This is a genomic window from Huintestinicola sp. (assembly GCF_051882455.1).
GTDB lineage: Bacteria > Bacillota > Clostridia > Oscillospirales > Ruminococcaceae > Huintestinicola.
Window position 1 is genome coordinate 1 of record NZ_JBJERV010000070.1, and the last position, 11,691, is coordinate 11,691.

Sequence of the window (11,691 nt, forward strand, 5' to 3'; positions counted from 1 at the left end):
AGCAGCGTGTGACCATAGCCTGCGCTTTGTCGAAAAAGCCAAGGCTCATTCTTGCTGATGAACCGACAGCTGCTCTTGATTATTCAACAAGCATAGATGTTCTCGGACTGCTCCAGAAGGCAGTGCAGAACGGAACAACACTAATTATGGTAACACATAACGAAGAGATCGCACGAATGGCCAACCGGGTCATCCATATTCAGGACGGCGTTGTTTCCGAAGTGACTATAAACAAATATCCCGCTGCGGCAAATGAACTTGTTTGGTAATGTTTTTTCTACATTATAGCACAGCAAAACCTTTTTTTCAAGAAAGAAACTAAAATAATCACTCAAAAAAGCGGTCATGATCATATGATCACAACCGCTTTCCATAAATAATCTTTATAATTTTCATAAGGCGGCAGAAACGATTTTTTTCAGCGATCCCTTAATTGCCGCTTACATTTGTAAGATTCAGGTGCTTGATCTTCCGTAATGCGATCAGATTTACGATCAAAGCAAACAAAGCACCAACTGCACAGGCATAACAGCCGATAAAGCAAGACATATCATATCACATAAAACCAGCTTTCGTCCATCTCAAGCTCTGCACGCTGCACAGGGTGCGCTGCATCGTAATTATATCTAAGCTCCTGATTTTTTATGCTTACCCTTGCCCCCTCGGGGATAGATTTGGTGATGAAGGCATTGCCGCCTACAACAACATTCTTGCCCACAACAGTTTCGCCGCCGAGAATAGATGCCCCCGAATATATAGTGACATTATCATCAATGGTGGGGTGACGCTTCTTGTTTTTCAGCTTCTGTCCGCCCCTTGTGGACAGCGCACCGAGAGTTACTCCCTGATATATCTTTACATTATCCCCGATAACGGTAGTTTCACCAATAACAATACCCGTACCGTGGTCAATGAAGAAATATTTGCCTATCTGCGCACCGGGGTGAATGTCAATTCCCGTAACGCTGTGAGCATATTCGGTCATAATTCTCGGGATAAGGGGAATATTCAGCAGATAAAGCTCATGAGCTATCCTGTTTACCATAACGGCGAATAGTCCCGGATATGAAAAGATTATCTCGTCCTTGTTGAATGCGGCTGGATCTCCGTCAAATGCCGCCTGAACGTCGGTATCAACATATTCACGGATCTTGGGTATGGTTCCGAGAAATTTCAGAGCAAGCCGCTCCGCTTCATCGGCAATATCCACCTCGTCCGAATTTACATATTCGGGATTATAGGGCAGCACTATTGTTATCTGCCTGATAAGATTATAAAGCACGTCCTCAAGCAGCATTGTCATATTATTTCTAACCGTATAAATGCGGTATGTGCCGTTTTTGAAAAATCCGGGAAATATGATATTCCTCAGCTTCTCCACTATCTCAATGATAACTTCCTTTTTGGGGTGGTCAAAGGTTTGGATATTATCAATATCCCTGCCCGATTCATAATCGGAGAGAATGTCGCCGATAAGTTTGTTGACCTCAGATTCAAGCTTATGCATAATATGTGCCTCCGTTTATAACATTTACGGACGGCAGAACGCTTTTATCCTGCCGTCCGCTTTGGAATATATCTTTAAGGAGTTTGAAGAATTTTGTTATGTAAGCGAGCGGATCGCCCTAACCAGCCTGTCGATATCCTCGGGAGAATTGTACAGCGCGAGAGTGGGGCGGACTACTCCCTCAAGCCCGTAGGAACGCAGGATAGGCTGTGCGCAGTGATGTCCCGTTCTTACTGCGATGCCGTATTTATCAAGGTGCTGTCCTACCGTTTCGTTGTTGTAGCCGTCAAGGATAAAGGACAGTGCGCTTGACTTCTGAGAAGCCGTGCCGATAAGGTGCAGCCCCTTTATCTTGGCAAGCTCCTTCATACCGTAGGAAACAAGCTCATGCTCATAGCGGCTTATCTCGGGCATACCTATTGAGTTAAGATATTCAAGAGCCGCACCGAGTCCTACAGCGTCAGCAATGCTTGCTGTGCCTGCTTCAAATTTGTTGGGAGCGGGATTGTATATGGTGCGCTCAAAGGTAACGTCCGCTATCATATTTCCGCCGCCCTGATATGGTCTTGCGGCTTCAAGCAGATCCTTTTTACCGTAGACAACGCCTATTCCCGTGGGAGCAAAAATTTTATGTCCCGAGAATACGAAGAAATCTGCGTCAAGAGCGGTCACATTTACGGGGATATGAGCCACCGACTGCGCTCCATCAATGAGTATCCTTACACCGTGGGCGTGGGCAATGGAAATAAGCTCTGCAACGGGAGTAATTGTTCCCAGAACGTTTGAAACGTGTGTCGCCGAAACGAATTTCGTCCGCTTTGTAAACAGCTTTTCATATTCGGAGAGAATTATCTGTCCCGACTTGTCAACGGGCGCAACTTTAATGACCGCTCCCGTTTCCTGTGCGATAAGCTGCCAGGGAACGATGTTTGCGTGATGTTCAAGGAGAGTAACTATTATCTCATCGCCCTCGTGAAGATACTGCTTCACATATGCGTTTGCAACGAGGTTTATTCCCTCGGTGGTACCTCTGACGAACACGATATTGTTCTTGTCAGAGGCTCCGATGAAATCGGAGACAGTTTGCCTTGCGCCCTCGTATGCGTCTGTGGAACGTGCGGCAAGTGTGTGTGCGCCCCTGTGAACGTTAGAATTTTCGTGGGTGTAGTACTCGGTAAGGCGGTCTATGACCTGCTGCGGGCGCTGTGTAGTTGCGCCGTTATCAAGCCATACAAGGTCGTGACCGTTTATCTTTTCGCCAAGAATGGGGAAATCACGGCGAATCTGCTCCAGCGTTTTTGTGCCGATGATAATGGAATTATTGTTGCTCTGCCTGAAATTTCCGCTTTCCGAATTATTCGCCTTTGCTTTTGGAGTGGGAGTTTCTGCCGACTGCGCCTGCGATACCACAACGGGAGAATATCCCGATGCTTTAGGCTGAACGGGCGCTTTTTCCTCACGATATATCCCAAAGCCGTCCAGCTCGGAAATCACAGTATCAAGGTCATTTTCATCAAGGGAATACTTAGGCTTGTAAAGCTCATTTTCCGAAACCTGCGCAGCAGAGGTTATATCCGTAAAGGGCAGGGTATATGAAGCATTTCCCACGGGAGCAAATCCGTCAAGGGGCGAGGTTTCGGGATAAAATTCATCTGCATTTACGTTCGATACTTCGCCGAGGACTTCTTCCGCAGCCCTTGCATAGCCGTCAAGACGGTTTATTTCGCTCTGAAAGGGAAAGGCTTCACGTTTGAAAAAGCTTTCCGATTTCTGTGCCGCCCTGTCAATGACAGATGTATCGCCCTGTGCCACAAGCTTTTCAATGCCGTCCGCACATTCGGCGGTGTTATATTCGGGAAAAAGCCCATTCGCCAGTGCTTCAAGCTCACCTTCCGAAGGTAATTTGTTATCCAAAGGATAACGATCAATCGTAGTCATAGTATTCACCTACTTCAACGTCCTCCAAAACTGCAATAGCGTCGTCCGAAAGGATAGCCGCCGAGCAGTAAAGGCTAAGCAGGTAGGAAGCTACGCCCTTATCGTCAATTCCTCTGTATCTTACCGAAAGACCTCTGGACTGTTCGTTCTTGAGATTTGCCTGATACAGACCGATAACTCCTCTTTTTGCCTCGCCTGTGCGGATAAGGAGAATGTTGGTCTTGCCGCTCTTGCTCTTGGGATTTTTAAGACCGTCCACCAGCAGCTTGTCGGTGGGGATAATGGGGATTCCTCTCCAGAGGATAAAGTTTCCGCCTGCAATATTTGCGGTCACGGGAGGCACTCCCCTCTTGGTGCATTCTCTCTCGAATGCGGCAATTGCTCTGGGATGAGCAAGGAAGAAGGAAGGTTCCTTCCATACCTTTGTGATAAGCTCGTCAAGGTCATCGGGAGTGGGTGCGCCGTTTCTTGTCTGGATACGCTGGGAATCGGGAACGTTTTTCAGCAGACCGTAATCATCATTGTTGATAAGCTGGCTCTCCTGACGCTCTCTCAGACTCTCGATAGCAAGATTAAGCTGCTCCTTTGCCTGATCGTAGGGTGAGCTGTAAACGTCCTCGATCTGTGTGTTTATGTTGATGATAGTGGAAATGGAGTTGAGACGGTATTCTCTGGGCTGTTCCTCGTATTCAACATAGCCCTGGGGAACGATATCCGACTTCTTTGTGGCACTGCACAGCACATCAAGGGGAGTTTCGCCCTCCTTGACTCTGTTTACACGGTAAATGCCCGATTCAAGTCCTTTGAATTCAAGGAGCTTGGTTATCCACTTGGGTGTGAGTGCTCCGTACTGTGGTTTGGTTTTGGTGACGTCCGCTAAATTATACGCCGCCTTTGCGCCAAGTGCATTGATCTTTTCTTCTGCCATGATAGTTTCCTCCAAAAATAATATTTATATCAATCGAACTGCGGCGGCGAAACTTTTTTCGCCCATATCGGCTTGCCGCAATAAGGATCAATATCTTAGTATTGGGGCATTGTGGGGTCAACCTCTCTTGCCCATGCGTTAATGCCGTCTTTGAGATTGAACATTCTGCCCTTGTAGCCTGCTTCTCTGAGAGTATTTACCGCAAGTATGCTTCTCTTGCCCTCCTTGCAGACAAACACCGTATCAACGGTTGGGTCAAGCTCATTCTGCCTGCGTTCAAGCTGACCTATGGGAATTACCTTTGCATCAAGGAATTTGGTTATCGCACGCTCGTGGGGTTCTCTTACGTCGATAATAGTTATTTTTTCGCCCTCGTCAAGACGGCGTTTAAGCTCCTTTGCCTCGATAGCTTCAACAGGGGCTTCCTCCTCTTCCTGCTTTTTTATGCCGCAGAAATCGGCATAATCATATTCCTCAAGCTTTGTGATGGTGGGGTGCTCGCCGCAGATGGGGCAGTTCGGGTCTTTATGTATTTTAAGCTCACGAAATCTCATTTTCCATGCGTCAAAATTAAGAAGCCGTCCCACAAGCGTTTCTCCACCGCCCACTATGAGCTTGATGACCTCGTTTGCCTGAATGGTGCCGATAATTCCCGGAAGCGCTCCCATAACACCGCCTGTCGCGCAGGATGGCACAAGTCCCGCAGGAGGGGGCGAAGGATACATACATCTGTAGCAGGGACCTTCCTTTGCATAATACACCGAAGCCTGTCCCTCAAACTGATACATCGCTCCGAATACATCGGGCTTGCCCAGCATTACGCAGGCGTCATTCACAAGATATCGGCACTGATAATTGTCCGAAGCGTCCGCCACAACATCATATTCGGAAATGATGTCAAGAGCATTTTCCGCTGTAAGCATATAGTTGTAGGTCTCCACCTTTACAAGAGGATTTATCTGCTTTATGCTGTCCTTTGCGGAGGCTACCTTGGGTCTGCCGATGTCACGGGTGCCGTGAATGACCTGCCGCTGGAGATTGGTCTCATCAACCTCGTCAAAGTCGATAAGTCCAAGCTTTCCAACACCTGCCGCCGCAAGATACTGTGCAAGGGGTGCTCCCAGACCGCCTATTCCCACAATGAGGACCTTTGCGGCTTTCAGCTTTTTCTGACCCTTTATGCCCACCTCCTGCAAAAGCAGATGACGGCTGTACCGAAGAATTTCCTCGTTTGTAAGCTTTTCGCCCTTTGTATCGCCGAGAATGCTTTCTATGGGTGCTCCGCCTGCGATGGCAGGAATAAGCATTATCTCGTCACCGGTTTTTACGGGAGTGTCATTCCCCTGCAAGACCTTTATATTTTCCCCGTTCACGAACACATTTATGAACGGACGAAGACCGCCGTTTTCATCAAATAAAGCCTTTTTCGTTTCAGGATATTCGTCCGCAAGGGAACGAATGACCTCTCCTGCGGTGCTGCCCTCCAGCTCCAATTCTGAGCGGTGATTTGTGAATGAGCGAAGTGTGGTCGGTATAAGTACGGTTATCGCCATAAAAATTTACTCCTTATTGCATATGATTATTTTTTCTTCCGAGAACTGCATATCCTCCGCAGAAAGCACAAAGCTTTTTGTCTTTACCGCTTTTCCCTTTACCACGGACATTATTATGTATGAATAAACGGGCAGTGCGTGGGTGCGGTCAAATTCCGAGGGGAATGCTTCGCAGTCGGGGTGGGAATGATAAAAGCCTATAATGTCAAGCTTTTTCTTTCGTGCGGTCAGCTCCGCTTTAAGCATAATTTCGGGAGTTATCTCAAAACGCCGCCGCTTTTCCGCTTGGTCATATCCGTTCTCGGCAGACTCGGCATATTCCGCAGTTTTTTCGCCGCTTTCGTTTAGTTTCCCGAAAATTATGCCGCAGCATTCCTCGGGATAACGTTCCGCTCCGTCTGTCAGCATATGCTGAATAACATCCTTTGAAAGATATATCAAGCCCTACACCTCCCACAGCGGATTGGAAAGATACCGCCCTCCGCCGTCACAGAGAATGGTGACTATCACCGAGCCGTGCGGTGCATTTTCAGCCGTTTTCAGAGCCGCAAGGACATTCGCACCCGAGCTTATACCAACGAAAAGTCCGTGCTTCCGCGCAAGCAGCTTTGTCATTTCATAGGCTTCCTCGGTGGATATTTCAATGGTCTCATCGGCAAGGCATTCGTCAAAAAAGCTTGATCTGACGTGAGCCGACGGGTGCTTTATCCCCTCAATGCCGTGAAATGGAGAATCGGGACGCATCATTACAGCTTTTATCCCGCTGTTGTATTCCTTCAGCCGTTTTACGCAGCCTGTGAACGTTCCTGCCGTGCCCGTTCCCGATACAAAGTGAGTTATGCTTCCGCCTGTCTGTGACAGAATTTCTTTTCCCGTACCGTTATAATGTGCAAGCCAGTTTTCATTGTTGCTGTACTGGTCGGGATAGAAATATTTATCGGGAGCTTCCGAAATAATTCGCTGCACCTCGTTATATGCACCGTCTATACCTTCAAGGGGCGAAGTTTCAATAATATCCGCACCGTAGGCTTTCATAAAGCACTTGCGTTCGGGAGATACGTTTGCGGGAATACAGAGCCGCACCTTATATCCAATAGCCGAGCATATCATTGCATAGGAAATACCCGTGTTTCCGCTTGTTGCGTCGATAACGGTCTTGTCCTTTGTAAGCCTGCCGTCTGCAATACCTTTCAGAAGCATTGCCTTTGCCGCCCTGTCCTTTACCGAGCCGCCAACGTTCATAAATTCCGCTTTGGCAAAGAGCTTTACTCCCCTTTTCAGACCGTCAATATCAAGGCTCAGCAGGGGCGTATTTCCGATGAGATCAAGAATTGTCATATTGCCCCTCCTCATAAAAAAACAAGGAGGCTTTAAACGTAATTCCAATCAACGTTTAAAACCTCCGGCGTTCCGGTCAGTTTTGTTATTATTAAGCTTCACCTTGAATTTTTCGGTGCTTTCTATGGAAACTATGCGTCCGTCCTGAACCATTATGGTTATGGAACCGAACTCCATATCCTGCAATGCCTTTCGGATTATTTCCACAGCCTCCGAAAATTCATCGTTTTGTACAGACATTTTGTCACTTCCAATCAAAAAAAGCCGCTTCATAACAATATGAAACAGCTTCAAAAAACATATTTCAAGCTGTTCGCATATGCAGCACAACAGAGCAAATGCAAAACGGCTAAGGATAATTTTTACCGATTTACATCTGCCCTTTACACATACAACAGCAAAACAGCTTTTTCATAAAAATTATCCTTCCTAAGTAAATTAACCTACTGTGTTTGTTGGTTGTAACTATATAATACACCTTATACCCTACTTTGTCAATAGGTTTAGTATATTTTTTGTAGATATGCATATATAATCGGATCATTTTGTTTATGAATTAACATAAATGACAAAACAAAACTGCGATAAATATACCGCAGAATAAGATCAATGACAGCCTTTCCGCTCTGCCGAAAGACAAAAAGCTGATAAGGATACTCAACAGACAGTCAGAACGTATCGCAAAATTTGCTTGTTGTATTACCTATACATTTTTTATTATAGCAGGCAGACCGTTTCTGAAAATACTGCTTATGTATTTTACGGTGTCAGCCTTATCTAACTTTATCTCACCCTTCATCCACTCTATGATTATTCCTGCAATACCCTCCGTGTAAAAGGTCACCACAAGCCGCTTGTAATCCTCGGACAGCTGCACCCCAACCGCTTTTTCCGCACTTGAAACTATCATATTGCCGATCTCAAAGAAATCATTATACAGAAAAATTTTCAGCTCGTCACGTCCGACGGAGTCGTAAACGCAGTTTAGCATATGCTGATTTTTTTCAAGATAATCCATTACGAATAAAATAGCGTCCTCATAATCAATAAGCAGGTCGAAGCTTTTTACTACCTCGATTGCTTCCTGCTCAAACGTCCATTTAAGCAGATCTCTCGTATCTGCAAAATGATAATAAAAGGTCTTGCGGTTAAGTCCGCAGTCTTCAATAATTTCACTTACTGTTATTTTTGAAAAAGGCTTTGTCTGCATAAATCGTTTCAGCGATTCGGACAGAGCCTTTTTTGTGTACATACTTGTTACTTCGTGCTTCATATTAACGCCTCCGATTTTATTATACAACTGTCCATCAAAAAAATCAATGGTCAATACTTAATATTTGACCGTCAATTCGAGGCAAATGACCGTATTTTACACATCATAACGAAATTAACCGTTTTAATTTTATTTTGTATGAGCTATATTTATCTTATCAAATTTGAAAGGCGGTCATCAAATGATATATACGATCGGTCGGGAATTCGGCAGCGGAGGTCACGAGATAGGAGCAGAGCTTGCGCGATGGCTGGGAATACCTCTGTATGATAAGGATTTTATAGAAAAGGCTGAAGCTGCAAGCGGAATAAAGTCGGAAATTCTTGAACAGGCTGACGAGAAAAAGGAAAACCGTTGGCTTTATACAGTTCATTACAATGGGGCAGAAAATCTCAGAGGCTTGTCCGCAAATGAGATATTGTTCAGGATACAGAGCAGTCTTGTGCTTGAATATGCTGGCAAATCAGACTGTGTAATTGTGGGACGCTGTGCGGATCATATCCTTGATAAAGCCGATATACAGCATTTAAGTATTTTTATTTCCGCTCCTTTGGAAGCAAGGATAAAACGCATATCAAATATCAAAGCACTGACCGAAAAGGAAGCTGCTGCGCTTATTGCAAGAACCGACAAACAACGTAAAAGCTATTATGAATATTATACGGGAAAAAGTTGGGGGAAGCCCTGCAACTATGACCTGTGCTTGAACAGTGCTTCTTTCGGGATAGAACGGACGGCAGAGATCATTGCACAATTAAGGGGAATGTTGAAATGAAAATCTATAAATACACTATTACGCTCGACACTCAGATGGGCGTGAAAAAAGGAATATTGACAAGATACGCCGAAAAAACCCTTGGCTCCGAAAGCGGATATATTGAAATACTGGGAGAGAAAAATCCCTATCTTGCCAAAATCGAACCAAACGGGAAATGCAGTATGAGCGGAACGCTGAAAACCCTTGTCAGCAATTTTGATTTTCGGGGTGACGGCTATATCTATCCCGACAAGCTTGAAATTATCCTGCGTAACGGAAAAAGCAGTCTGCTAATGCAGGGTGTTATAAAGGAGGTCATTTACGAGAATGAAAAGGTTTTATGAAAAGGTCATTTCCCATCCGGTTGTCATAACCGTGATATTTGTGCTGCTGACAGTGTTTTTTACATTGTGCAAGCCGCTTATACCTGTAAATTACGATATGAACGACTATCTCCCCGATGACAGTCATTCCACGCTTTCACTTGATGTTATGGAGCGAGAATTTGACGGCGGCATACCAAATGCAAGAGTAATGCTTAAAGATGTTACCATTCCGCAGGCGCTTGATTACAAGGATAAGATAGCGGCGGTGGACGGCGTTGACGATGTTATGTGGCTGGACAATTCCTGCGATATCACACAGCCTGTTGAAACTATGGACAAAGGTACGGTCGAAACCTACTATAAAGACGGAAATGCGCTGCTGACGGTAACTATCTCCGAGGAGAAAAATCTGTCTGCGGTGAATGAGATACGGGATATTATCGGTGAAGAAAACGCCCTGACAGGCTCTGCCGTATCAACTGCGGTGGCAACGGAAAGCACCGTAAGCGAGATAAACGTTATCACAATAATTGCAGTCATTTTCGTAATTATCGTGCTGCTTCTCACCACAAATTCGTGGATAGAGCCTGTTGTAATTATGATAGGTCTTGGCGTTTCGCTGATGATAAACGCAGGCAGCAATATAATTTTTGGAGAGATAAGCTTTGTAACAAATGCCGCAGGAATGATACTCCAGCTTGCGGTATCGCTTGATTATTCGGTTTTCCTGCTTCACCGCTTTGAGGAAAGCCGAAAGGAATTTTCAAGTCCGAAGGAAGCTATGGCGGACGCTCTTACAAAATCCACAAGCTCAATTTTATCAAGCGGACTTACCACTGTTATCGGCTTTCTTGCCCTTGGACTTATGCGCTTTAAGATAGGTCCCGATCTTGGCTTTGCTCTTGCAAAGGGTGTTGCCATAAGCCTGATATGCGTGTTCATTTTTATGCCCTGTCTGACAATGCTTACCTACAAGCTGCTTGACAGGACACGTCACCGTCTCCTCGTGCCGAAGTTTGATAAATTCGGCAAGGCAGTCAGCAAAATTATGCTGCCTATGGCAATTGTTTTCGTAATAATAATTGCACCCGTGTATCTTGCATCAAATGCCAATGATTTTTACTACGGTTCGTCACACATTTTCGGCGAGGATACCCGTCTTGGCGCAGATACGGCGAAAATTGAGGACGTTTTCGGCAAACAGGATACCTATGTGGTACTCATTCCAAAGGTTAGCCGTCAGACAGAAAAGGCACTTTCCGACGAACTTGGCACTCTGCCGCAGGTCAAGGATATAATTTCATATGTTGATACGGTAGGAGCAGAAATACCCGAACAGTATCTTGACAGTGATACATATTCAATGCTTTGCTCCGAAAATTACAGCAGAATGGTAGTAAGCGTTGATGCGGATTACGAGGGCAAAAACACCTTTGAACTTATTGAAAATATCCGTGAAATATGCGAAAAATATTATGCGGACGGATATTATCTTGCAGGCGAGGGCGTAAGCACCTATGACCTTATGGACACGGTAACAAAGGATATGGTAAAGGTGAATCTTATTGCAATAGCGGCGGTATTTATCGTTCTGCTGCTTACAATGAAGTCGGTATCACTGCCTGTAATACTTGTACTTGCGATCGAAACGGCAATATGGTTGAACCTTTCTCTGCCGTACTTCAAGGGCAGCTATGTGTTCTACATCGCATATCTGATAATAAGCTCCGTTCAGCTTGGCGCAACGGTGGATTATGCGATACTTATGACGGACAGATATATGGAATTCCGCCGTGAAATGCCGAAAAAGGAGGCTGTGCCGAAAACAATTTCCACGGTATCCGTTTCCATTCTAACATCGGGCAGCGTGCTGACAGTTGTGGGACTTCTCCTCGGAAATCTTTCCACTCACGGACTTCTTGCACAGCTTGGAATGTTTGTGGGCGTGGGGGCGATATTCTCACTTATTATTGTATTTTTCGTTCTGCCGGGACTTCTGTATATTTTTGACGGAGTTATCCGCAGAACAACCATAAAATCCAATTTTGTACCAAATAAGTAAGGAGATATT

General features: G+C 45.3%; 11 protein-coding genes and 1 pseudogene. 4 read left to right on the top strand and 8 right to left on the bottom strand.

Going from position 1 to position 11,691, the window contains the following annotated elements:
- Positions 1-269: pseudogene (locus tag ACI4J0_RS09050) on the top strand (ABC transporter ATP-binding protein); the annotation flags it as partial.
- Positions 270-550: 281 nt separating this feature from the next.
- Here ACI4J0_RS09050 and epsC read toward each other — a convergent pair.
- The 8 genes from epsC to ACI4J0_RS09090 form a co-directional block, all read right to left on the bottom strand.
- Positions 551-1,507 carry a serine O-acetyltransferase EpsC gene (gene epsC, locus ACI4J0_RS09055; protein WP_439765487.1) on the bottom strand — a complete coding sequence of 319 codons (957 nt, stop codon included), beginning with the start codon at positions 1,505-1,507 and terminating at the stop codon, positions 551-553.
- Between the two features lie 96 nt (positions 1,508-1,603).
- A complete protein-coding gene (locus ACI4J0_RS09060) occupies positions 1,604-3,445 on the bottom strand; it encodes a SufS family cysteine desulfurase (protein WP_439765488.1) in 1,842 nt (613 codons plus the stop codon).
- Positions 3,432-4,373, bottom strand: coding sequence for a family 2A encapsulin nanocompartment shell protein (locus ACI4J0_RS09065; RefSeq protein WP_439765489.1), 942 nt, complete (start codon positions 4,371-4,373; stop codon positions 3,432-3,434). The genes ACI4J0_RS09060 and ACI4J0_RS09065 overlap by 14 nt, the downstream gene beginning before the upstream one ends.
- Positions 4,374-4,468: 95 nt before the next feature.
- Positions 4,469-5,926: a ubiquitin-like small modifier protein 1 gene (locus ACI4J0_RS09070; protein ID WP_439765490.1), complete on the bottom strand. Its 1,458-nt coding sequence runs from the start codon at positions 5,924-5,926 to the stop codon at positions 4,469-4,471.
- 6 nt (positions 5,927-5,932) lie between these two features.
- Positions 5,933-6,367 (bottom strand): Mov34/MPN/PAD-1 family protein, encoded by a 435-nt coding sequence (locus ACI4J0_RS09075; protein WP_439765491.1) that lies wholly within the window; start codon positions 6,365-6,367, stop codon positions 5,933-5,935.
- A gap of 3 nt (positions 6,368-6,370) precedes the next feature.
- Complete coding sequence (locus ACI4J0_RS09080; RefSeq protein ID WP_439765492.1) at positions 6,371-7,264, bottom strand: PLP-dependent cysteine synthase family protein; 894 nt, start codon at positions 7,262-7,264, stop codon at positions 6,371-6,373.
- Positions 7,265-7,312: 48 nt separating this feature from the next.
- Positions 7,313-7,504, bottom strand: a complete 192-nt coding sequence (locus tag ACI4J0_RS09085) for a YezD family protein (protein ID WP_439765493.1) — start codon at positions 7,502-7,504, stop codon at positions 7,313-7,315.
- Between the two features lie 463 nt (positions 7,505-7,967).
- Positions 7,968-8,537 (bottom strand): TetR/AcrR family transcriptional regulator C-terminal domain-containing protein, encoded by a 570-nt coding sequence (locus ACI4J0_RS09090; RefSeq protein WP_439765494.1) that lies wholly within the window; start codon positions 8,535-8,537, stop codon positions 7,968-7,970.
- 181 nt (positions 8,538-8,718) lie between these two features.
- Between ACI4J0_RS09090 and ACI4J0_RS09095 the strand changes: the two genes are divergently transcribed.
- Genes ACI4J0_RS09095 through ACI4J0_RS09105 form a run of 3 tightly spaced genes read left to right on the top strand, consistent with a single transcriptional unit; the run spans position 8,719 to position 11,682 of the window.
- Positions 8,719-9,312, top strand: coding sequence for an AAA family ATPase (locus ACI4J0_RS09095; protein WP_439765495.1), 594 nt, complete (start codon positions 8,719-8,721; stop codon positions 9,310-9,312).
- Positions 9,309-9,638 carry a hypothetical protein gene (locus tag ACI4J0_RS09100; RefSeq protein ID WP_439765496.1) on the top strand — a complete coding sequence of 110 codons (330 nt, stop codon included), beginning with the start codon at positions 9,309-9,311 and terminating at the stop codon, positions 9,636-9,638. Before ACI4J0_RS09095 ends, ACI4J0_RS09100 begins: the two co-directional genes overlap by 4 nt.
- A complete protein-coding gene (locus tag ACI4J0_RS09105) occupies positions 9,622-11,682 on the top strand; it encodes an efflux RND transporter permease subunit (RefSeq protein ID WP_439765497.1) in 2,061 nt (686 codons plus the stop codon). The genes ACI4J0_RS09100 and ACI4J0_RS09105 overlap by 17 nt, the downstream gene beginning before the upstream one ends.
- The last annotated feature ends 9 nt before the right edge of the window (positions 11,683-11,691 follow it).